Origin of the sequence: uncultured Sphingomonas sp., assembly GCF_964237155.1 — a bacterium.
Classification (GTDB): domain Bacteria; phylum Pseudomonadota; class Alphaproteobacteria; order Sphingomonadales; family Sphingomonadaceae; genus Sphingomonas.
Genome location: NZ_CAXSHH010000007.1, coordinates 1 through 20794, shown reverse-complemented (window position 1 = coordinate 20794; position 20794 = coordinate 1). Strand labels below are relative to the sequence as shown.

General features: G+C 70.4%; 20 protein-coding genes, 1 tRNA gene and 1 pseudogene. 13 read left to right on the top strand and 9 right to left on the bottom strand.

Going from position 1 to position 20794, the window contains the following annotated elements:
- Window positions 1–25 precede the first annotated feature (25 nt).
- Window positions 26–973: an NAD(P)/FAD-dependent oxidoreductase gene (locus ACFE71_RS02985; protein WP_375427329.1), complete on the bottom strand. Its 948-nt coding sequence runs from the start codon at window positions 971–973 to the stop codon at window positions 26–28.
- A gap of 55 nt (window positions 974–1028) precedes the next feature.
- On the opposite strand from ACFE71_RS02985, the gene ACFE71_RS02980 reads away from it, so the two are divergent.
- Together ACFE71_RS02980 and ACFE71_RS02975 are read left to right on the top strand one after the other, a co-directional pair.
- The gene (locus ACFE71_RS02980) at window positions 1029–1379 is read left to right on the top strand and encodes a DUF393 domain-containing protein (RefSeq protein WP_375427328.1); all 351 of its coding nucleotides are present in this window, start codon (window positions 1029–1031) and stop codon (window positions 1377–1379) included.
- Window positions 1380–1412: 33 nt separating this feature from the next.
- Window positions 1413–3503 (top strand): S9 family peptidase, encoded by a 2091-nt coding sequence (locus ACFE71_RS02975; RefSeq protein ID WP_375427327.1) that lies wholly within the window; start codon window positions 1413–1415, stop codon window positions 3501–3503.
- Window positions 3504–3513: 10 nt separating this feature from the next.
- Here the strand turns inward: ACFE71_RS02975 and ACFE71_RS02970 are convergent, their stop codons facing one another.
- The 4 genes from ACFE71_RS02970 to ACFE71_RS02955 all read right to left on the bottom strand — a co-directional run bounded on the left by ACFE71_RS02970 (window position 3514) and on the right by ACFE71_RS02955 (window position 7716).
- Window positions 3514–3933, bottom strand: coding sequence for an endonuclease domain-containing protein (locus tag ACFE71_RS02970; protein ID WP_375427326.1), 420 nt, complete (start codon window positions 3931–3933; stop codon window positions 3514–3516).
- A 90-nt stretch (window positions 3934–4023) separates the two neighbouring features.
- Window positions 4024–6711: a phosphoenolpyruvate carboxylase gene (gene ppc, locus ACFE71_RS02965; protein WP_375427325.1), complete on the bottom strand. Its 2688-nt coding sequence runs from the start codon at window positions 6709–6711 to the stop codon at window positions 4024–4026.
- Window positions 6712–6755: 44 nt separating this feature from the next.
- Window positions 6756–7136, bottom strand: a complete 381-nt coding sequence (locus ACFE71_RS02960; RefSeq protein ID WP_375427324.1) for a hypothetical protein — start codon at window positions 7134–7136, stop codon at window positions 6756–6758.
- Between the two features lie 13 nt (window positions 7137–7149).
- A complete protein-coding gene (locus ACFE71_RS02955; RefSeq protein ID WP_375427323.1) occupies window positions 7150–7716 on the bottom strand; it encodes an HNH endonuclease in 567 nt (188 codons plus the stop codon).
- Between the two features lie 155 nt (window positions 7717–7871).
- Between ACFE71_RS02955 and gluQRS the strand changes: the two genes are divergently transcribed.
- The 11 genes from gluQRS to ACFE71_RS02900 all read left to right on the top strand — a co-directional run bounded on the left by gluQRS (window position 7872) and on the right by ACFE71_RS02900 (window position 15130).
- Window positions 7872–8723: a tRNA glutamyl-Q(34) synthetase GluQRS gene (gene gluQRS, locus ACFE71_RS02950; RefSeq protein ID WP_375427322.1), complete on the top strand. Its 852-nt coding sequence runs from the start codon at window positions 7872–7874 to the stop codon at window positions 8721–8723.
- Window positions 8724–8732: 9 nt separating this feature from the next.
- Window positions 8733–8957: a twin transmembrane helix small protein gene (locus ACFE71_RS02945; protein ID WP_375427321.1), complete on the top strand. Its 225-nt coding sequence runs from the start codon at window positions 8733–8735 to the stop codon at window positions 8955–8957.
- Between the two features lie 5 nt (window positions 8958–8962).
- Window positions 8963–9523 carry a cob(I)yrinic acid a,c-diamide adenosyltransferase gene (locus ACFE71_RS02940; protein ID WP_375427392.1) on the top strand — a complete coding sequence of 187 codons (561 nt, stop codon included), beginning with the start codon at window positions 8963–8965 and terminating at the stop codon, window positions 9521–9523.
- A gap of 42 nt (window positions 9524–9565) precedes the next feature.
- The gene (gene egtB / locus ACFE71_RS02935; RefSeq protein ID WP_375427320.1) at window positions 9566–10822 is read left to right on the top strand and encodes an ergothioneine biosynthesis protein EgtB; all 1257 of its coding nucleotides are present in this window, start codon (window positions 9566–9568) and stop codon (window positions 10820–10822) included.
- Complete coding sequence (gene egtD, locus ACFE71_RS02930) at window positions 10819–11751, top strand: L-histidine N(alpha)-methyltransferase (protein ID WP_375427319.1); 933 nt, start codon at window positions 10819–10821, stop codon at window positions 11749–11751. Before egtB ends, egtD begins: the two co-directional genes overlap by 4 nt.
- 87 nt (window positions 11752–11838) lie before the next feature.
- Window positions 11839–12276, top strand: a complete 438-nt coding sequence (locus tag ACFE71_RS02925) for a lysozyme inhibitor LprI family protein (protein ID WP_375427318.1) — start codon at window positions 11839–11841, stop codon at window positions 12274–12276.
- A 74-nt stretch (window positions 12277–12350) separates the two neighbouring features.
- Complete coding sequence (locus ACFE71_RS02920; RefSeq protein ID WP_375427317.1) at window positions 12351–13220, top strand: 3-hydroxyacyl-CoA dehydrogenase NAD-binding domain-containing protein; 870 nt, start codon at window positions 12351–12353, stop codon at window positions 13218–13220.
- A gap of 26 nt (window positions 13221–13246) precedes the next feature.
- The gene (gene dapB / locus ACFE71_RS02915; RefSeq protein WP_375427316.1) at window positions 13247–13975 is read left to right on the top strand and encodes a 4-hydroxy-tetrahydrodipicolinate reductase; all 729 of its coding nucleotides are present in this window, start codon (window positions 13247–13249) and stop codon (window positions 13973–13975) included.
- Complete coding sequence (nth, locus tag ACFE71_RS02910; RefSeq protein WP_375427315.1) at window positions 13972–14643, top strand: endonuclease III; 672 nt, start codon at window positions 13972–13974, stop codon at window positions 14641–14643. Before dapB ends, nth begins: the two co-directional genes overlap by 4 nt.
- Complete coding sequence (locus ACFE71_RS02905; RefSeq protein WP_375427314.1) at window positions 14636–15019, top strand: hypothetical protein; 384 nt, start codon at window positions 14636–14638, stop codon at window positions 15017–15019. Before nth ends, ACFE71_RS02905 begins: the two co-directional genes overlap by 8 nt.
- Before the next feature lie 34 nt (window positions 15020–15053).
- Window positions 15054–15130 (top strand) — tRNA-Arg (locus tag ACFE71_RS02900).
- A 2-nt stretch (window positions 15131–15132) separates the two neighbouring features.
- Here the strand turns inward: ACFE71_RS02900 and ACFE71_RS02895 are convergent.
- The 4 genes and pseudogenes from ACFE71_RS02895 to ACFE71_RS02880 all read right to left on the bottom strand — a co-directional run bounded on the left by ACFE71_RS02895 (window position 15133) and on the right by ACFE71_RS02880 (window position 20563).
- Window positions 15133–16196, bottom strand: a pseudogene (locus ACFE71_RS02895) (NAD(P)-dependent alcohol dehydrogenase).
- 122 nt (window positions 16197–16318) lie between these two features.
- Entirely contained in the window at window positions 16319–17380 is a 1062-nt protein-coding gene (locus tag ACFE71_RS02890) for a lipocalin-like domain-containing protein (RefSeq protein ID WP_375427313.1), read from the bottom strand.
- Complete coding sequence (locus ACFE71_RS02885) at window positions 17380–19902, bottom strand: FtsX-like permease family protein (protein WP_375427312.1); 2523 nt, start codon at window positions 19900–19902, stop codon at window positions 17380–17382. The genes ACFE71_RS02890 and ACFE71_RS02885 overlap by 1 nt, the downstream gene beginning before the upstream one ends.
- The gene (locus ACFE71_RS02880) at window positions 19895–20563 is read right to left on the bottom strand and encodes an ABC transporter ATP-binding protein (protein ID WP_375427311.1); all 669 of its coding nucleotides are present in this window, start codon (window positions 20561–20563) and stop codon (window positions 19895–19897) included. Before ACFE71_RS02880 ends, ACFE71_RS02885 begins: the two co-directional genes overlap by 8 nt.
- Window positions 20564–20794: the final 231 nt, after the last annotated feature.

Sequence of the window (20794 nt, the reverse complement as noted above, 5' to 3'; positions counted from 1 at the left end):
TCCGTTCGGGTCGGGGACGGAACGCTCAAGGGGCGATGAGGGTCACTAGTTTCTGGCCGGACAACCAGGCCGCCTCGACGGGCGGGGCGAGGAGCCAGTCGCCGCAGACGCCTAGCCGGGCCTCCGCATCCCAGAGCGCGCCGGGGGCGTCGGCTGGCGGACGGCTGCGGGCGAAGCGCCAGCGGTGCGCCATGAGGTGGACGGGCTCCGGCAGGTCGGTGCCGAGATGCTGTGCGAAGAGGGCGAAAAGCGCGGAAGCGACGGTGTCGGGCGCTTCCTCCAGATAGGCTTGCGACCAGTCGGGAGCGGCCTGGATGACCCAGCTCTCGGTGCCCGCGCGGCCGGGCTTGGCACCGTCGCGCGCGGCCCAGCCGATCGGGCCCGCGTCCTTGATCGTGTCGGGAACGCCGGGGAGCGGTTCGGCGAAGGCGGCCATTACCGTCCAGCAGGGGAGCGTGCGCGAGGCGGCGGCGGTCGCGGCGAAGGCCGGGTGGTGCCGGGCGAGGAGCGGGGCGGCCTGTTCGGCGGGGAGCGCGACGACGACCGCGTCGAAGGGGTCGTCGTCGGTACCTTCAAGGGTCCAGCCGGTCGGCTTCCGGCGGAGCGCCTCGATCCGGGTGGTCCAGCGGACGTCGTGCGCGGCGGCGAGCGCGCGGACGGGAGCGCTCATGCCGGGGACGCCCACCCAGGCGTCGGGACCGGCGGCGGGCCAGCGGGCGGCGACGCCGGTGATCTCCCATGCCCCGACCCGGGCGACGAAGGCGGGGTCGCGCGCGGTCATGTACTGCGCGCCGTGGTCGAAGGTCAGGGTGCGGCCGTCCAGCTCGACGCGGCGGGTCGACATGCGGCCGCCGGGGCCGCGGCCCTTGTCGAACAATGTCGGCTGGTGGCCAGCGGCGGCGAGCGCGTCGGCGCAGGACAGGCCGGCCATTCCGGCTCCGACGATGCCGACGCGCATTGGGCCGACGCGCATGGTGTTCTCCGTTTACGTGGTTTCGTGGCAGGATCGCCGCTCCTACCTAGCGCCCATGGCACAGGTGACGGTCTGGTACGACGGGGGTTGCCCGTTATGCGTCCGCGAGATCGCGCTGATGCGGCGGCTCGATCGGCGCGAGCGGATCGAATGGGTGGACGTGGCGGACGGGAGCAGCGCGTGCCCGATCGACCGGGGGGCGCTGCTCGCCCGATTTCACGCGCGCGAGGACGGCGTGATGCGGTCGGGCGCGGCGGCGTTCGCGGCGATGTGGCGGGCCATCCCGGCGATGCGGCCGCTGGGGCTGATCGCGCGGGCGCCGGGGGTGCTGCCGGTGCTGGAGGCGGCGTATGTCCGGTTCCTGCGCATCAGGCCGCGGCTCCAAAAGTGGATGCGAGAGCGGTAGCGCGTGGGCGCCCCCGACCGCTATGGGGCGGGGATGACCGACATCCAGGCCCCCGTCGCGCAGCGGCGTCCGCACAGCTTCACCGTCCACGGCACGACCGTGGAGGACCCATATCACTGGCTGCGGGACCCGAATTATCCGGAGGTCGATGACGCGGACGTGCTCGCCTATCTCGAGGCGGAGAACGCGTATTTCGAGGCGGCGATGGCCCCGCACCGGCCGCTGGTCGACCGGATCTACGAGGAGATGAAGGGGCGGATCAAGGAGGACGAATCGTCCGTGCCGCAGAAGGACGGCGACTGGCTCTACTGGACCGCGTTCGAGACGGGGGGGCAGTATCGGCGCTGGTGGCGCAAGCCCGTGGGCGGCGGGGCCGACGAACTGATCCTGGACGAGCCCGCGTTGGCGGAGGGGCACGAATATTTCCGGCTGGGCGCGCTGTCGGTGAGCGAGGACGGGCGGGTACTGGCCTACTCGACCGACACCGACGGGTCGGAGCGGTATGTGGTCCGCTTCAAGGCGCTGGGTGGCGGTGCTGACGCGGTCGAGGCGATCGCGGACGCCCGGGGCAAGTGGGGCGATACGCAGATCGAGGGGACCTTGGGCGAGATCACCTGGTCGGCGACGGGCGACCATTTGCTCTACGGGGTGGTCGACGAGCATTGGCGGACGCGGACGATCAAGGCGCACCGGCTGGGGACCGACCCGGCGGGGGACGTGGTGGTCTATCACGAGGCGAACGAGGGCTTTTCGGTCGGGATTGGGATGTCGAGCGATCGGCGCTGGCTGATCCTGTCGACGAGCGAGCATATGACGAGCGAGGCCCGGCTGATCCCGGCGGACGATCCGCTGGCGGAGCCGCTGCTGGTGGCGGCGCGAGTGACGGGGCGGGAGTATGATGTCGACCTGCATGGCGAGACGTTGTTCATCCACACCAACGACGTCGATCCGCAATTCCGGCTGGTGACCGCGCCGCTGGGCGACCCGGGGAACTGGACCGAGCTGATCGCGCCGTCCCCGCATTTCTACATGACGGGGGTGGAATGCTACCGCGACTTCTTCGTGGTCGAGGGGCGCGAGGACGGGTTGGACCAGGTGCTGATCCACTCGTACGACGGCGGCGAGCCCAAGCGGATCGCGTTTCCGGAGGCGAGCTACGCGGCGGGGCTGGGGGACAATCCGGAGTACCATGTCGAGAAGCTCAGGCTCGGCTACGAGTCGATGGTGACGCCGGGGACGGTGTACGATTACGACCTGGCGACGGCCGAGCTGACGACGCTCAAGGTGCAGGAGATCCCGTCGGGGTATGATGGGGCGAAGTACCGGACCGAGCGGCTGAAGGTCGCCGCGCGCGACGGGACGGCGGTGCCGGTATCGATCGTGTATCCGGCCGACTTCCCGCGCGACGGGACGGGGCGCGTGTTCCTCTATTCCTACGGCGCGTACGGCCATGCGATCCCGCCGGGTTTCTCGACGGGGCGGTTGAGCCTGCTCGACCGGGGGTTCGCCTATGCGATCGCGCATATCCGGGGCGGGGACGATCTGGGGCAGCAATGGTACCTGGACGGGAAGCTCACGAAGCGGGCGAACACGTTCGACGATTTCGTGGATGTCGCGCGCGGGTTGATCGCTGAGGGGTGGACCAAGGCGGGCGGGCTGGCGATCGCGGGGCGATCGGCGGGGGGCGAGCTGATGGGCGCGGTGGTGAACTCCGACCCGGAGCTGTGGGGCGCGGTGATCGCGGACGTGCCGTTCGTCGATGTGCTCAACACGATGCTCGACGCGGACCTGCCGCTGACGCCGGGGGAGTGGCCGGAATGGGGGAACCCGATCGAGGACCCGGCGGCGTTCGACCTGATCCGGGGGTACTCGCCGTACGACAACGTGCGCGCGCAGGGTTACCCGCCAATGTTCATCTCGGGCGGACTGAACGATCCGCGCGTGACATACTGGGAGCCGGCCAAGTGGGCGGCGAAGCTCAGGGCGACGAAGACGGACGGAAACCTGCTGCTGCTCAAGACCAACATGGGCGCTGGGCATGGGGGCAAGTCAGGGCGGTTCGATTCCTTGCGCGAAGGGGCGGAGGAGCATGCGTTCGTGCTTTGGCAGATGGGGGTGGGGTGACGGTCGTGCACTAATCTCCTCCCTCGCGCAGCGGGGGAGGGGGACCGTTCGCCTTCTTGAGCGAATGGTGGAGGGGGAGCGATCCGGCGGTCGCGACGATATGCCGGATCACCGCGTCTAGGTCGCGCAACAGCTCGATCGCGGGGATGCGCAGGACGGTGAAATCCTGCGCCGACAGCCAAGCATCGCGGCGCGCGTCGTGAACCGGCTGCGTGCCGCGCCCGTGTCCCTCGCCGTCCACTTCGACGACCAATCCGACGCCCGGGCAGAAGAAGTCGAGCGTATAGGGTCCGCATGGGTGTTGTTTGCGAAAGCGGAGATCGCTCGGGCGCTCGCGCAGCGCGCGCCATAAGCGGCGCTCGGGCGGGGTCATCGCCTTTCGCAGGAGGCGCGAGCGATCCCTGACCGCTCGATCATGACCATGTCGCAACCGCCTGCTCCCCCTCCACCACTCGCTTCGCGAGCGGTCCCCCTCCCCCGCTTCGCGAGGGAGGAAAATGTCTGCGATCGGTCGGGGTGTCTAGCCGGAGTTCCTGAGTGCCGTCGCGATCGCGTTGATCGACAGGAGGATGCCTTCCTCGACGCGGGCGTCGGTCTCGCCGGCGCGGTGGCGTTTCAGGAGTTCGATCTGGAGGAGGTTGAGCGGTTCGATATAGGGGAGGCGCAGGCGGATGCTGGCGTCGAGGGCGGGATGGTGCTCGAGGAGGCGCGACTGGCCGGTGACGCGGAGGAGGGCGTCGTGGGTGCGGTGCCATTCGTCCCGGATGCGGGTGAAGATGGCGTCGCGTAGGCCTTCGTCCTCGACGAGCGCGGCGTAGCGGGCGGCGACGGCCATGTCGGACTTGGCGAGCACCATCTCCATGTTGGCGAGCGTGGCGGCGAAAAGGGGCCAGCCATCTGCCATGTCGGCGAGGAGGGCGGGGTCGCCCTCGGCCAGGGCGCCGCCGACGCCGTACCAGCCCGGCAGCATGACGCGCGCCTGTGCCCAGCTGAACACCCAGGGGATCGCGCGCAGATCCTCGATCCGGTCGGACTTGGTGCGGCTGGCGGGGCGGGAGCCGATCTTGAGGCCGGCGATCTCGGCGATGGGGGTTAGCTGGCGGAAGAAGGTGCGGAAACCTTCCGTGCCATAGACCAGGTCGCGGTAGGTGCGGAACGCGGTAGTGGAAGCGCTGTCCATCGCGGCGGCGAAGCGATCGTTCTCGGCGTTCGAGAGGCGGGGCGGCTCGAGGCTGGCGAGGAGGGTGGCGGACGCCATCGCTTCGAGGTTGGCGAGCGCGCTCTCGCGGGTGCCGTATTTCCCGGCGATCACCTCGCCTTGTTCGGTGATGCGGATGCGGCCCTGGACGGTGCCGGGGGGCTGCGCGCGGATCGCGGCGAAGGCGGAGCCGCCCCCGCGCCCGACCGCGCCGCCGCGCCCGTGGAACAGCTGCATCGCGACGCCCGCCTCGGCGAAGACGGGGGCGAGCGCGGTCGACGCCTTGGACAGGCTCCAGGTCGAGGTAAGGTAGCCGCCGTCCTTGTTCGAGTCCGAATAGCCGATCATCACCTCCTGGTGGCCGCGCGCCTTGGCGATCGTCGCGACCTCCGGCGTGGCGAGCCAGGCGCGCATGATGGCGGGGGCGGCCTCGAGGTCCTCGATCGTCTCGAACAGGGGGACGGCCATGATGGCGGCGGTGGGCGGGTCGCCGGGACGATAGAGGCCGACCTCCTTCAGGAGCAGGTTGACCTCGAGCAGGTCGGAGACCGACTTGGCCATCGAGACGACGTAGTTGGCGATGGCGGCGGGGCCGTAGGTCGCGTGGGCCTGGGCGGCGGCGTGGAGGATGGCGAGTTCGGAGACGGTCTCGTCGGAGTAGGCCGTGTACCGGCTGGCGAGGGGACGGGGGCCGGCGAGCTCGCGGCGGAGCAGCGCGACGCGGGCGTCCTCGGGTAGGCCTAGATAGTCGGGTTCGACCCCGGCGACGCTGAGCAGTTCGGCGACGACGCGTTCGTGGACGGCGGAGTTCTGGCGGAGGTCGAGCGTGGCCAGGTGGAAGCCGAACAGTTCGACCGAGCGGATCAGGCGGCCGAGCGCGCCGCCTGACGATAGCGTCTCGCCGGTGTCAGCGAGGCCGTGGGCGAGGGTGACGAGATCGGCGCGGAACGCGGCGGGGTCGGGATAGGGCTCGCCTTTCAATGCGCCGGGACGCGGCGCGGGCTTGCCGGTGAGGTGGAGATGCGTCGCGGCGAGGCGGGTGTGGATGCCCGACAGCGCGCGGCGGTAGGGTTCGTCGGCGCGGCTGGGGGCGCTATCACCCGAGCGGTCGGCGAGGGCGCGGACGCCGTCGGGGATGGCCGCGTGCTCGGCGGAGATGGAGAGTTCGGCGCCGAGCGCGTGGACCCCGTCGAGATACGCCCCGAGCACCGCCTCGCACGCCTTCGCGAGCGCGGTGCGGAGCGAGGCGGCATCGACGAACGGGTTGCCGTCGCGATCGCCGCCGATCCAGCTGCCGGGCCTGAGGAAGGCGGGCACGCGTCGCCCGAGCGCGCGGTCCCAGCGTTGGTAGAGCGCGGGGAGCGTGGGGAGGAACACGTCGCGCAGGTAGCTGAGCGCGGTCTCCACCTCGTCGGCGACGTACAGGCGTTCGCGGCGGAGGACGCGCGTCCGCCAGAGGAGCGCGATCTGGCGGGAGACGGCCTCGTCGATCAGGTCGCCGTCCGGGGTTTCGGTCGCGCCCCGGTCGCGGAGCGCGAGCAGTTCGGCGATGCGGTTGCGGTGGTCGATCATGCTCTTGCGCCTGACCTCGGTCGGGTGGGCGGTGAGCACGGGCGCGATCAACGCGTTCGCCAGCAGATCGTCGATGGCGGCCGGGTCGACGCCCTCCTGGGCCAGGCGGCGGAGCGCCGCCGCGAAATCGGCGTCGGCGTCCGTCCGGGCGCCCTGACGGTCCTCCGCTAGATTGGCGAGCATGGAGAAAAGCATGAAGCCGCGGACGAAGTCGAGCGTCTCGTCCAGCCCGAGCGCCTCGAGCCGGAGGTCGAGCGCGCGGTGGTCTTCGCGTCCGCCGCGGTGGCGGTCCACCGAGGCGCTGCGGATCGCCTCCGTCGCCTCGAACAGGCGGTCGCCGCCCTGCGCGCGGATCACGTCGCCGAGCAGCTTGCCGAGGAAGCGGACATCCCCGTTGTTGGCGATGGGGGGCAGATCGGGCGCGAGGACTGTAGCCATGCGCCGATGCTGCGGCGCGGCGACCCCGCCGTCAATATCGCGTGTCAGTCGGCGGCGATCGTGCCGTTGCGCGTCGTGTCCTGTTCCTCGGACGTGACGGTGCCGTCCCGGTTGATGTCCATGCGGTCGAAGCGCCCCATGGCGGCGGTGGTGAATTCGGTCTTGGTGATCTCGCCGTCGCCGTTGGCGTCCGCGCGGGCCAGGCGGGAGTCGACGCGGGGGAACTCGTCGGCGGTCAGCTTGTCGTCGGCGTTGCGGTCGAGCGTGGTGAAGCGGCGCTCCTGCTGCCCGCCCCAGTCGAGGCGCGAGGTGACGGCGGGCGGGGTGAAACCGGCCGCGTGGGCGTCGGCGGCCGCGCGTTCCGACGCCTTCTCGCCGCACCCCGCCGACAGGGCCGCCGCCCCGAGCACCAACACCAGCCGCATCCGCGAACGCCCCCTACGCTTCCAGTTCGATGTCCCAGTATAACCAGTCGCGCCAGGTGTCGTGGAGATAGTTGGGCGGAAAGGCGCGGCCATGTTCCTGGAGGTGCCAACTGGTCGGGCGAATGGGTTCGAGATGGAGCGGCATCGACGCCTGCTTGGGGGTGCGGCCGCCCTTTTTCAGGTTGCAGGGCGCGCAGGCGGTGACGACATTCTCCCAGGTGGTGCGTCCGCCCTGCGCGCGGGGGATCACGTGATCGAAGGTCAACTCGCGGTGACGGCCGCAATATTGGCAGTGGAAACGGTCGCGCAGGAACAGGTTGAAGCGGGTGAAGGCTGGAAACTGCGAAGGTTTCACAAACTGCTTGAGCGCGATCACCGAAGGGAGCTTCAGCGAGGTATGCGCGCTTCGCACCTCGCGCTCGTAATGCGAGACGATGTCGACGCGGTCGAGGAACACCGCCTTGACCGCGGTCTGCCACGGCCACAGGCTGAGCGGATAGTACGATAACGGGGTGTAATCGGCGTTGAGGACGAGTGCTGGACAGCCGTCCGGATGGCGGATCAGGTCGGGATGATACACGGCTCCTCCCCAAATACGTTACGCGTGCGCCCCTGCCCGGGCGGGGTGACAGCTTCATTACAAGATGGGTCATGACAGCACGGGGGACAACGCGCGGTCAAGCGCGAGGGTTGCCGCTAGCGGTTGTGGGTGATCCAGGTGAACGGCGCTAGCTGATGGAGGGCGGGGCCGTGGTCACGCGTTTCGCGCCGAGCCCGACGGGGCCGCTGCATCTGGGGCACGCCTATTCGGCGGTGCGCGCCCATGCTTTCGCGCGGGCGGGGGGCGGCGCGTTCCTGCTGCGGATCGAGGATATCGACGGAACGCGGAGCCGGGCGGAGCATGTGGCCGGCATCCTGGACGACCTGCGTTGGCTGGGGCTGGAATGGGACGGGCCGATGGTGTTTCAGTCGGCGCGCTCCGGCGCATATGCGGCGGCGCTGGACGTGCTGAGGCGGCGGAGGCTGGTCTATCCCTGTTTCTGCACGCGCGCGGAGATCACCGAGGCGGTGGGCGCCCCGCACGGGCCGACCGCGGCTTATCCGGGAACTTGCCGGGGCGTCGATCCGGCATCGCGCCCGGGCGAGGCGCATGCCTGGCGGATCGACATGGCCGCCGCGACGGCGTCGGCGGGGCCGATCGATTGGTGGGACGAGCGGGCAGGATCGGTGCGCGCCGAACCGGGAAGCCAAGGCGACGTGGTGCTGGCGCGCAAGGACGTGGCGACGAGCTATCATCTGGCGGTCACGGTGGACGATGCCGCCCAGGGCGTGACGGACGTGGTGCGGGGGATGGACCTGTTCGCGGCGACGCACATCCACCGGCTGCTCCAGGCGCTGCTGGGGTTGCCGACGCCGCGCTACCGGCACCACCAGCTCCTGATCGGGGCGGACGGCGAGCGGCTGGCGAAGCGGCGCGGCAGCCAGTCGCTGGCGAGCCTGCGCGCGGACGGGACGGACGGACGGAAATTGGCGGCGGGGTTGATCGAGGATATCCCGCCCGCTGGATTTTCGATCGGGCGCGACTAGATCGATGCCATGAATACTTTCCTCATCATCCTCCTCGTCGCGGCGATGATCGCGACCGTCGTGGCGCTGGTGCGGGGGATCATCGCGTTCCTTCAGGACTCGAGCGCGGAGGTGAAGGGCGGGCCGACCGCGTCGTCGCTGAAATCGAACAGCATGATGCAGCAGCGTATCTTCTTCCAGGGGATCGCGGTGTTGATCATCGTCGTGATCCTGTTCGCCGCCGGCCGGACGTAAGGACCCTGGTCAAGCTCAACCGCATCTACACGCGGACCGGCGACGGGGGAGATACCGGGCTGGTCGACGGGTCGCGCCTGTCCAAGGCCGATGGGCGGCTGGCCGCGATTGGCGATGTCGACGAACTGAATTCGTGCATCGGCGTCGCGATCGTCGCGCTGGGGGATCACGCGATCGCACGAGAGCTGGGCGCGGTGCAGAACGAGCTGTTCGATCTGGGCGCTGACCTGGCGACGCCCGGCGCGGACTTCACGCCGTCGGAGATGGTGCTGCGGATCGTGGCGGCGCAGGTGGAGCGGCTGGAGCGCGCGATCGACGCGCTCAACGAGCATCTGGTGCCGCTGACGAGCTTTATCCTGCCGGGCGGGAGCGCCGGCGCGGCGGCTCTCCACGTCGCGCGCGCGGTGGCTCGGCGCGCGGAGCGGAGCGTGGTGGCGATGGCGGCGGACGCCAACCCGCAGGCGCTGGCCTATCTGAACCGGTTGTCGGATTATCTGTTCGTGGCCGCGCGCGCGGCGAACGGGGCGGGCGGCGACGTGTTGTGGAGGCCCGGCGCGACGCGCTGACCCGATCTAGGTGCAAACCCTGCGTGATGTTAGGAACACGGCATGTTGCGGGTCTCAACGATCGACGGGGCGGACGCGCTCGTCCGGCGGTTCGCGGGCGTGCGGGCCATGTCCCTGGCGCTCGCCGCGCCATTGTCGGACGCGGACGCGACGGTGCAGTCGATGCCCGACGCCTCGCCCGCCAAATGGCACCTGGCGCACACCAGCTGGTTCTTCGAGACATTCGTGCTGCGCGACCATGTGACGGGGTATCGGCTGCATGACGATTGCTGGCCGTTCCTGTTCAACAGCTATTACGAGGCGGAGGGTGTCCGGCAGGCGCGGGATGCGCGCGGGCTGATCACCCGGCCGACGCTGGACGAGGTGCGCGGGTACCGGGCGCATGTCGACGCGGCGCTGACGCGTGCGTTGCCCGGCTTGTCGGGGGACGCGAGGGCGCTGGTTGAGTTGGGGTGTCATCACGAGGAGCAGCATCAGGAACTGCTCCAGACCGACATCCTCCACCTGCTGTCGCGCAATCCGCTCCAGCCCGCATTGTGGCCGCGCCCGCCCAAGACCCCCGTCGCGATGCCGGGTCCGACCGGGTGGCTCACGGGGGGCGAGGGTGTCGTCGAGATCGGCCATGCAGGAACCGGCTTCGCATTCGATTGCGAGGGGCCGCGCCACACAGCGTGGCTTTCGCCGCACGCGGTCGCCGACCGGACGGTCGCCAACCAGGAGTGGTTCGCCTTCATCGAGGACGGCGGCTACCGCGACCCGCGCCATTGGCTGAGCGAGGGCTGGGCCTGGGTGCGGAGCGAGGGGATCGAGGCCCCGTTATATTGGCAGGAACGGGACGGCGAATGGACGCGGTTCGGGTTGGACGGGCGGCGCGCGATCGATCCGGCCGCGCCGGTGACGCATGTCAGCCTGTACGAGGCGGACGCCTATGCCGCCTGGGCGGGCGCGCGGCTGCCGACCGAGGCGGAATGGGAGTCGGCCGCCGCCGGACACGATCAGGCGGGCGGTAACCAGCTGGACGCGGCGGGTCCGGTCGAGCCGCGCCCCTCGACGGGCGGGCCGGCGTTCTTCGGCGATGTATGGGAATGGACGGGTTCGGCCTTCCGGCCCTATCCCGGGTTCCGTGCGGTCGAGGGCGCGGTGGGCGAGTATAACGGCAAGTTCATGAGCGGGCAGTTCGTCCTGCGCGGCGGGTCGTGCGCGACGCCGCGCGGGCATGTGGGGCCAAGCTACCGCAACTTCTTCGCGCCGCATCAGCGTTGGCAGTTCACGGGCGTCCGGTTGGCGCGCGACCTGTGAGCTTCCGTGACGACGTGCTCGCGGGCCTCGGGGCGCGGCCGCGCGCAATCCCGGCGCGCTGGTTCTACGACCGGACGGGGTCCGAGCTGTTCGAGCTGATCACCGAATTGCCCGAATATTATCCGACGCGGGCCGAGACCGCGATCCTGGAGGCGGCGGCCGACGAGGTCGCGGCGCTCGTCGGGCCGGGGAGGGCGGTGATCGAGTTCGGATCGGGCGCGTCGACCAAGACGCGCGTGCTGCTGCGTCGCGTCCGACCACCCGTCTACGTGCCCATCGACATATCCGGCGATTTCCTGCGCGAGGCGGCCCGGGGGCTGGCGGGCGAGTTCCCGGGGGTCGAGGTGGTGCCGTTCGAGGCAGACTTCACGATGGCGATGACGCTGCCGGACGTGGTAGCGGACAGCCCCAAGCTGGGGTTCTTCCCCGGGTCGACGATCGGCAATCTGGAGCCGGCGGGCGCGGTCGACCTGCTTCGCGCGATGAGGGGGTCGCTAGGTGAAGGGGCGATGCTGTTGATCGGCATGGACCGGGTTAAAGATGCGGGAGTGCTGACCGCCGCGTATGACGACGCGGCGGGCGTGACGGCGCGGTTCAACCTCAACCTGCTCGAGCGGATCAACCGCGAGCTGGACGGCGACTTGGCCGTCGACGCGTTCCGGCACCTCGCGCGCTGGAACGCGGGCGCTGCGCGGATCGAGATGCATCTGGAGGCGGTTCGTGACGTCGGCTTCACCGTCGCGGGGAAAGCGTTCGGGATGGCGGCGGGGGAGACGATCCATACCGAGAACAGCCATAAATACACGGACGACGCCGCACGGCTGCTCCTCCGCGCGGGCGGGTGGGAGCCGGTGGCCGAGTGGACCGACCCGGACGCGCTGTTCGCGGTGCTGCTGGCGGAGGCGCGGGTGGTGCGGCCTGCGCCCTAATGGTCGATAAGCTCTCGCGTCCCTCCATCCTGATTCGACAAAGCTGCTAAGTCCGCATCGACGTGATCCCGATGTAAAAGGCCCCCAATGCTTTCCCTCCTCCTCCTCTTCGCCTCGGCACAGGCGACCACGACGCCGAACCCGTGTTCGGGATCGACCACGATCGATATGAACGACTGTCTTTCTGGCAAGCTTGATGCGGCGGAGGCGGAGCTGGCTCGCTACACCGCCGCGGCCTTGGTCCGGCTTCGCGGGCTGGCCGGCGAGGCCGAGCCCAGCTCGGCCAACGCAGGATTTCCGGCCGCGTTCGGGAAGGCCGGGCAAGCCTGGGCAGCTTATCGCGACGGCGAATGCGACGCCGTATATATTCGCTGGAGCGGCGGCACGATCCGGACGGCGATGGCCCTACGGTGTCGCTTGGTGATGACGAAGTGGCGCACCCGCACCATCTGGAGCAATTGGCTGACCCACATGGATGATACACCACCCATTTTGCCGGAGCCGAAAGCCGATGCGGATGAATGATATCGCGTGATCATCGGCTTACCGGCTAGCGGGAGAAGAATTGCGCATCTAAGCGGCGCGTCGAGGAGGACGGCATGCGAATAGTGGGCGTGATCGGGGCGGGGCAGATGGGCGCGGGGATCGCGCAGGTGTCGGCGCAGGCGGGGTTTCGCGTGCTGCTGTCCGACGTGTCGATCGACCGCGCGCAAGCCGGGCTCTCGGGGATTGCCAAGCAGCTGAACCGGGCGGTGGCGAAGGAGAAGATCGCCGGGGCGGACCGCGACGCGGCGCTCGCGCTGATCGAGCCCGTCGAAGGCGCGGGGGCGATGGGCGCGTGCGACCTGGTGATCGAGGCGGCGACCGAGCGCGAGGCGGTGAAGCGCGCGATCTTCGGCGAGGTCGGCAAGGTGCTGCGCCCCGACGCCATCCTGGCGACCAACACCTCGTCGATCCCGATCACGCGGCTGGCGCAGGCGTCGCCCGATCCGGCGCGGTTCGTGGGGGTGCATTTCTTCAACCCGGTGCCCGTCATGGGGCTGATCGAGCTGATCCGCGGCCTGGCGACCTCCGACGCGACCGTCGCGGCGGTGGAGGGATACGCGCAGACGCTCGGCAAGCGGGTGGTGCGCGCGAACGACGCGCCGGGCTTCATCGTCAACCGGGTGCTGATGCCGATGCTGAACGAGGCGTGCTTCGCGCTGGGGGAGGGGGTGGCGACGATCCCCGACATCGACGCCGCGTGCCAGCTGGGGCTCAACCATCCGATGGGGCCGTTGACGCTCGCCGACTTTATCGGGCTCGACACCTGCCTGGAGATCACGCGGGTGTTGTTCGAGGGGACGGGCGATCCCAAGTTCCGGCCGGCGCCGCTGCTGATCAAATATGTCGAGGCCGGTTGGATGGGGAAAAAGGCGGGCCGGGGCTTCTACGACTATGCCGGCGAGACGCCGGTGCCGACGCGGTGACCGGGGCGGTAACGAGGAACGCGCGCATGACGGCGGTCGGCATCTATGGCAGCCTGGGGCGGATGGGGCGCACGGTCGCCGACGTGCTGGAGGATGTCGGCGCGGCCAATGCGGGCGGGGTCGACGCGAAGGACGATTGCCGCCCCCTGGCCCAGCGCGCGGACGTGCTGGTCGATTTCTCCGTCGCGAGCGGGCTGCCCGAGCATCTGGAAGCGGCGCGGCTGGCGGGAAAGCCGATCCTGATCGGCACCACCGGGTTGTCGGCGCGGCACCACCAGATGATCGATGCGGCGGCGGCGGAGATCCCCGTGCTCCAGACCGGGAACACCTCGCTCGGCGTCACGCTGCTTGGCATCCTGGTGCGCGAGGCGGCGGCGCGGCTGGGGCCGGAATGGGACATCGAGATCGTCGAGATGCACCATCGTCACAAGGTCGACGCGCCGAGCGGCACCGCGCTCCAACTGGGCGAGGCGGCGGCGAAGGGCCGGGACACCAGCTTGTCCGAGGTACGCGTCGACGGGCGCGCGGGGCTGACGGGCGCGCGGACGGAGGGGACGATCGGCTTCTCGTCGCTGCGCGGCGGGTCGGTGATCGGCGACCACCATGTCGTGTTCGCGACCGACGGCGAGCGGATCGAGCTCGGCCACCGCGGCGAGGACCGGGTGATCTTCGCGCGCGGCGCGGTGCGCGCGGCGTTGTGGCTCGTCGGGCAAGCGCCGGGGCGCTACCGGATGGGGGATGTGCTGGGCCTGTGAAGGAGGCGGAGGTCTTCGAGTTCTATCGCCGGCTGGCGGAGAACGACCCGGCACCGGAAACCGAGCTCGCCTTCATCAACCCCTATACGCTGCTGGTCGCGGTGGCGTTGTCGGCGCAGGCGACAGATGTGAGCGTCAACAAGGCGACGCGGCCGCTGTTCGCGGTCGCCGACACGCCCGCCGCGATGGTCGAACTCGGCGAGGAGGCGCTCAGGGGCTACATCCGCACGATCGGGCTTTACAACACCAAGGCCAAGAACGTCATCGCGCTGAGCCAGCGGTTGATCGAGGAGCATGGCGGCGTCGTGCCCGCCGACCGCGCGATGCTGGAGCGGCTGCCCGGCGTCGGCAGCAAGACGGCGGCGGTGGTGATGAATGTCGCGTTCGAGGCGGGGACGATCGCGGTCGACACGCACGTCTTCCGCGTCGGCAACCGTACGGGCCTCGCGTCGGGCAAGACGCCGCCGATGGTCGAGGCAGGACTGGAAGCGGTGACGCCCGCTTTGTTCAAGCGCGGCGCGCATCACTGGCTGATCCTGCATGGGCGGTATGTCTGCAAGGCGCGGCGGCCCGAATGCTGGCGATGCATCGTCCGCGACCTCTGCGCGTTCGAACCCAAGACCCCCGCGCCCAAAGATGGCATACAGAAGGATTCTGACGATGCGTAAGCTCCTTCCCGTCCTGATCCTCGCAACGGCCGCCACCTCGGGCGGCGCGGCGCAGCGGCGGGGCGACATCCCGGTCGCGACGCCTGTCGGCGAGGCGCGGAGCTGCATCCCGCTCCGCTCGATCCGCGAAACGCGGGTGCGGTCCAACCAGGTGATCGACTTCGTGATGACGGGACGACAGGTGTACCGCGTGACCTTGTCGCAGCCCTGCCCGCAATTGGGGTTCGAGGAGCGGTTCAGCTATTCGACGTCGCTCAGCCAGCTCTGCGCGCAGGACATCATCACCGTGCTGACGCTGACCGGCGGCCCGACGCGCGGCGCGAGCTGCGGGCTGGCCCCGTTCCAGCCGGTGCGGCTGGCGGATGAAAGGCGCTAGCGCGCCCGCGCGGGCGCTGCTATCCGGGCATCGCGCATCCGTAGCTCAGCTGGATAGAGCACTGCCCTCCGAAGGCAGGGGTCACAGGTTCGAATCCTGTCGGGTGCACCATCCTACCGCTCCTGCAACGTCGCCATGTCGATGACGAAGCGGTATTTCACGTCGCCCTTGACCATCCGGTCGTAGGCCGTGTCGATCTCGTCCATCGCGATCAGCTCGATGTCCGACGTCAGATCGTGCTCGCGGCAGAAATCCAGCATCTCCTGCGTCTCGCGGATGCCGCCGATCAGCGATCCGGCCAGCGCGCGACGGTGGAAGACGAGATTGCCCACGGATGGCGCAGGGTGGGGCTCGGCGGGAACGCCGACCAGCACCATCGTCCCGTCGCGCTTCAGCAGCACCAGATACGCATCGAGGTTGAGCGGCGCGGCGACGGTGTTGAGGATGAAGTCGAAGCTACCCTCGTGCGCGGCCATCTGGTCGGCGTCGCGCGACACGACCGCCTCCTTCGCGCCCAGGCGCAGCGCGTCGTCACGCTTGCCGGGCGAGGTGGTGAACACGACCACCTCAGCACCCATCGCGGCGGCGATCTTGACGCCCATGTGGCCCAGCCCGCCAGCCCGACGACCCCGACCTTCCAGCCCGGCCCGACCTTCCAATGGCGAAGCGGCGAGTAGGTCGTGATGCCCGCGCAGAGCAGCGGGGCGACCCCGGCCAGATCGGCCTCGTCATGGCTTATCTTCAGCACGAAATCCCGGTCGACGACGACGTGATCGGAATAGCCGCCGAAGGTGTGGCCGCCCATCGCCGCGTCCTTCCCGTTATAGGTGCCGACGAAACCCGAACCGGTGCAATATTGCTCCTCGCCGTCCCGGCAGGACGCGCAGGCGCGGCAGCTGTCGACCATGCAGCCGACGCCGACCGCCTCGCCGACCGCAAAGCCCGTCACCTCGCCCCCGACGGCCGTGACGCGGCCGACGATCTCGTGACCGGGGACGCACGGATAGATGGTTCCGCCCCACTCGGCGCGCGCGGTGTGCAGGTCCGAATGGCAGACCCCGCAGAACAGGATGTCGATCGCGACGTCGCGCGGACCGGGGTCGCGGCGTTCGAAGGCGAAGGGGGCAAGCGGCGTTTCGGAGGACTGCGCGGCATAGCCGTTGGCGGGCGTGGGCATGGCGTGGGATCCTTTCGAAGGCCGGGAGACGACCGATGCGCTCGGAGGCGGTTCCACAGGGAGCGGTTCGGAGTTTCAACGCCACCGGTGCCGGTCGGGTTGCGCCCGACCGGCCGAACCGATCATATCATCAGCGGGGCGGCGTAGCCCGTCAATTCCAGGTAACCGCGTCCACCCGTCGTGCGGACCGCGCCCTCCCAATAGACGGGGAGGCCGCTCGCGCGTGCATCGAGTTCCTGCGCGGGGAAGAGCGGGCGCAGCGGGAAGCGGCGGACGCCGCCGGGCAGGCGAACGGTGAGTTCCTGCGCGACGGGGTAGATCGCGCCCGTGCGGGCGGAGCGCCAGGCGGCGAGCGGGCGGAAACGGACGTCGCCGGGCGCGAACACGACGCGGCGACCGTCAGGGTAACGGTAGGAGCCGCCCGCCCAGATCGTGCCGCCGCCCCGCTTGCGGATGCGGAACGCCATCAACGCCGCGCCGTCGTCGAGATTGAGGCCGGTCCAGTCCCACCCTTCCGCATTCGGGGCGAGATAGTCGGAGGACCATTCGCGGTCGAGCCACGCCTCGCCCGTCACGCGGGTCGCGGTGCGGTCGCGCGTGACGGTGCCGGCCACGCGCATATGCGGGACCGAATAATAATAGCTCGCTTGGTCGGGGCGAGGTCCCTTGCGGCTATAGCCGTTCAGCCCTTGCGCGAGCGGGGGCTGGGTGGGGCGGAAGACGAGGTCGAGCGTGAAGCCGGGCGCGGCGACGCGGGTCGCGAAGCGGCCGTCGGGGAGGCGGCGGAGACGCCAATCGCGGATCGCCACGTCGGCGTCCCCGACCTTCGCGCCCGCCAGGCCGAAGCCGGCGCGGGCGGCTCGCTCGCCATGGAGGATGCGGCCGACCTTGGGATCGGACAATGCGGCATGCGCGAACAGGATCTGGCCGGCGGCGAAGCGGCTGGGGTTGGCGGGATCGACTTGGGGGCGGGTACGGAAGAAGGTGACCTGGAAGCCAAGATCGCGACCGTCCGCCGTGCGGAGCCAGCCGGTGACATACCACCATTCCGTGCGGTAGGCGGGATGCGAACCGTGGTCGGCGGGGAAGCGGAGCGTGATGCCCGGGCGCACCTCCGGGTATGGAGCGGGGGTCGCCAGGGTGGCGCTCGCGAGAAGGGCGGGCAGGACGAAGACACGGCGCATCACCAATCCTCGCGCACGGCGAGCACCGCGTCGGTCGCGGTCGCGCGGCGGCCGGCAAGGACGGCGGTGCCCGCGCCCGCCGCGATCAGCGCGGCGACGACGCCGAATATCGTGCCCACCGGAATGCGCGTCTCCATGGTGAAGTTGAAGGATTGCGGGTTTATCACGTGGATCAGCACTTGGCCGAGCACGCCGCCCAGCAGCACACCGGCTAGTCCGCCAATCAGGCCGAGCAACGCGCCCTCCATTCCGAGCATGACGGTGATCTGGCGCTTGGCGACGCCGAGATGGCGGAGCATCCCGAACTCGCGGGTGCGCGCCATCGTCTGCGCGGACACGGTCGCGGCGACGCCCGCGAGGCCAACCAGGATCGCGACCCCTTCCAATATGTAGGTCACGGCGAAGCTCCGATCGAAGAGCTGGAGCGCGAAACGGCGGAGCGTCGCGGGCGCGGCGACCTGGGTCGATGCGCGCTTTTCCGGCGGCAGCGCGGCGACGAGCGCGCGGCCGACCGCGTCGCCGTCCGTGCCGGGCTTGAGCGTCGCCGCCGCCTCGTCGCGGGTCGTGTCGCCGGTCAGGCGGATGTAATCGGAGTCGCGGATCGCGACCGCACCGGCCTGACGGGCGTAATCGCGCCAGACGCCCGCGACCGCGAAGCGGCGACCGCCCGCGATCGGGAGCGCGATCAGCTCGCCCGGATTCCAGCCATAAAGGCGTTGCGCGGGTTCGGAGACCCAGACCGGGATCGCGCCGGGCGGGACGGCGGCCTCGTCGATCAGCGGAAGGAGCGAGTCGCGCCCTTCGTTGACGCGGCGCGTGACGAGCGCGACCGGCGGGCGGTCGGGCGCGAGCGTCAACGGGAGCTGGCGGCTGAAGGTCAGCGAGGCGATGCCCGGGACGGTACGCAGGCGGGCCTGGGTGGCGGTGTCGAAGCCCGCTCCGCCCTCGTTGCGCAGGTAAAGGTCGGCGGAGAGAAGTTGCCCCAACCAATCATCGACCGCGCCACGGAAGCTGCCGACCATGGTCGCCATCGCGATCATCAGCGCGGTGGAGGCGACGATGCCGCAGAGCGCGGTGGCCGCCTCGCCGGGCGCGCCGTGGATGTGACGGACCGCGAGCAGCGCGGGCACGCTGCTCGTCGGGCGACGGGACCAGCCCGCCAGCAGGCGGCGCGCGAGCCAAGGGACGCCCGCGACGCCGCCCGCCAGCAGCAGCGCCATGCTCGCGAAACCGAACAGCGGCAGCTTGGCGACCACGGGGAGGAACGCGGCTGCTCCGCCCAGCGCGAGCAGGACGAGCGCGGGCCGCCAAGGCACCGGCGCGCGCGGGTCGACCAGGTCGCCCGCGTTCTTGAGCGCGGCGGCGGGGGCGGCCCGGGCGGCGGCGCGGGCGGGCAGCACGCTCCCGAGCACGGCGGCGGCGAGGCCGAGCGCGAAGAAGGCGAGCGCGGCCCCGGGCTGGAAGGCGACGCGCGACGCCCCCCCGGCGAAATAGCCCGCGCCGAGATCGCCGCCGAACAGCCGGAGCGCCAGGACCGCCAAACCGTAACCCGCGAGCAAGCCCAGCGCCGCGCCGATCAGCCCGATCACCAATCCTTCGATCGCGACCGCCGCGACGATCCCGCGTCGGGGGAGCCCCAACGTGCGGATCAGCGCGAACGCGCGTAGCCGCCGGGCGACCGACAGCGACTGGGCGGAGAAGACGAGGAACCCGCCCGTCAGCAGCGCGACCAGCGCCAGCATGTCGAGGTTGACGCGGTAGGCGCGCGACAGGCTCTCGCCCTGCGCCGCCTCCGCCTCTGCGCCGCCGATCGTCGTGGTCGCCGGAAGCAGGCGGGCGAGCGCGGCCTCCGCAGTCGAGCGATCGGTCAATCTCAGGTCGATACGGTCAAGCGTTCCCAACCGGTCGAAGCGCCACTGGGCGGCGGCGATGTCGAGGACGCCGATCGCCTGGCCGTCGCCGATGCCCGCGAGCGGCCCGGCGACGGTCAACGGGACGGTGCGGCCGTTGGCGGTCACGGCCAGCCGCGCGCCGACCCGGGTGCGCAGGCGGGTCAGCGCGCCGCGTGACAGGAACAGCGCGGCGTCGTCGAACGCTTCGTCGCCGCGCGCCTCGGGCCCGCTCGCGCGCAGGCCGATCAGGCTGGGGGTGACGGCGGCGGCCCGGATGACGTCGAGGCCGAGCAGGTCGAACCGCGCCCCGTTCGCGCGGGCGGAGAGGCGCACGACGGGGCTTGCGTCGGCGACGCCGGGGGCGACGGCGATGCGCGGATAGAGCGTTTCGTCGAAGCCGAGCGGGCTGGCGGCGCGAACGGCGAGCTCGGCCGAACCGTTGACACCCTGGATCGCGCGGTCGAACGACGCGAGCGCGGAACCGTTGACGAGATGGACCGCGAAGCCGAGCGCGACGCCGACCGCGATCGCCACGGCGGTGAGCAGGAAGCGGACCGGGTGCCAGCGCCACTCGCCCCCGATCAGCCAGCCGAGCGCCAGCCGAGCCGACAGGAGGCCGGGTTCAGCCACCGGAGATGAGGCCACCCGAGGTAAGCGTCAGCACCCGGTCGGCGACGGCGGCGGTCGCGGCCGAGTGGGTGACGAGGAGGGCGGCGGCCCCGCCTGCGCGCACCGCATCGGCGAACAGCGCCAGGACGCGGGCGGCGGTGTCGGGGTCGAGATTGCCCGTAGGTTCGTCGGCCAGGATCAAGGCGGGCCGGTGGACGAGCGCCCGGGCGATGGCGACCCTCTGAAGCTCGCCCCCCGACAGGTCGCGGGCGTAACCGTCGCCGCGGTCGCCGAGCCCGACCGCGTCCAGCATCCCGTCCGCCCGGACCGCGGCGGCCTGCGCGTCGGGGGAGACGAGCGCGAGCGGAAGCGCGACGTTCTGGCGTAGCGTCAGATAGGGCAGGATGTGGAAGGCCTGAAACACGAAACCGATCCGCTCTCGGCGCAGGCAGGTCCGCGCCGCCTCGTCGAGGGGGCCGAGCGCCCGTCCCTCGATCCGCACCTCGCCCGTGTCGGCGTCGTCGAGACCGGCGAGGATGTTGAGCAGCGTGGATTTGCCGACGCCCGATTCGCCCAGGATCGCGACCACCTGCCCGCCCGCGACTCGCAGGTCGAGGTCGCGGAACAGGCGGCGGGCGGGAGGCACCGACTTGGCGAGACCCTGGACGTCGAGAAGGGACAAGGGGGTTCCTCGGTATCGCGAGCAAGGGCCGGATTCGCGGTCACAGATCAAACGGAGCTGCGACGAGGGCGTTCCGGGCCGGCGGGGCGGACGGTCGTCGATGTCCGCTATCGGTGGGTTTCGATCCCCGGGGTGCTACTAACTAGACCTGAGCGTGGCGATGGCTGGACCGGCGTGCTAGGCCTCGTGGACAAAGGTTGACGGCGTGATCGCTTGTTGATTCAAGGCTGC

Bases quoted from the DNA above. Each gene is read 5' to 3' on its own strand.
- ACFE71_RS02985 (WP_375427329.1), bottom strand. From the start codon at position 973: ATGCGCGTCGGCCCAATGCGCGTCGGCATCGTCGGAGCCGGAATGGCC.
- ACFE71_RS02980 (WP_375427328.1), top strand. From the start codon at position 1,029: ATGGCACAGGTGACGGTCTGGTACGACGGGGGTTGCCCGTTATGCGTC.
- ACFE71_RS02975 (WP_375427327.1), top strand. From the start codon at position 1,413: ATGACCGACATCCAGGCCCCCGTCGCGCAGCGGCGTCCGCACAGCTTC.
- ppc (WP_375427325.1), bottom strand. From the start codon at position 6,711: ATGGCTACAGTCCTCGCGCCCGATCTGCCCCCCATCGCCAACAACGGG.
- ACFE71_RS02960 (WP_375427324.1), bottom strand. From the start codon at position 7,136: ATGCGGCTGGTGTTGGTGCTCGGGGCGGCGGCCCTGTCGGCGGGGTGC.
- gluQRS (WP_375427322.1), top strand. From the start codon at position 7,872: ATGGAGGGCGGGGCCGTGGTCACGCGTTTCGCGCCGAGCCCGACGGGG.
- ACFE71_RS02945 (WP_375427321.1), top strand. From the start codon at position 8,733: ATGAATACTTTCCTCATCATCCTCCTCGTCGCGGCGATGATCGCGACC.
- egtB (WP_375427320.1), top strand. From the start codon at position 9,566: ATGTTGCGGGTCTCAACGATCGACGGGGCGGACGCGCTCGTCCGGCGG.
- ACFE71_RS02925 (WP_375427318.1), top strand. From the start codon at position 11,839: ATGCTTTCCCTCCTCCTCCTCTTCGCCTCGGCACAGGCGACCACGACG.
- ACFE71_RS02920 (WP_375427317.1), top strand. From the start codon at position 12,351: ATGCGAATAGTGGGCGTGATCGGGGCGGGGCAGATGGGCGCGGGGATC.
- dapB (WP_375427316.1), top strand. From the start codon at position 13,247: ATGACGGCGGTCGGCATCTATGGCAGCCTGGGGCGGATGGGGCGCACG.
- ACFE71_RS02905 (WP_375427314.1), top strand. From the start codon at position 14,636: ATGCGTAAGCTCCTTCCCGTCCTGATCCTCGCAACGGCCGCCACCTCG.
- ACFE71_RS02890 (WP_375427313.1), bottom strand. From the start codon at position 17,380: ATGCGCCGTGTCTTCGTCCTGCCCGCCCTTCTCGCGAGCGCCACCCTG.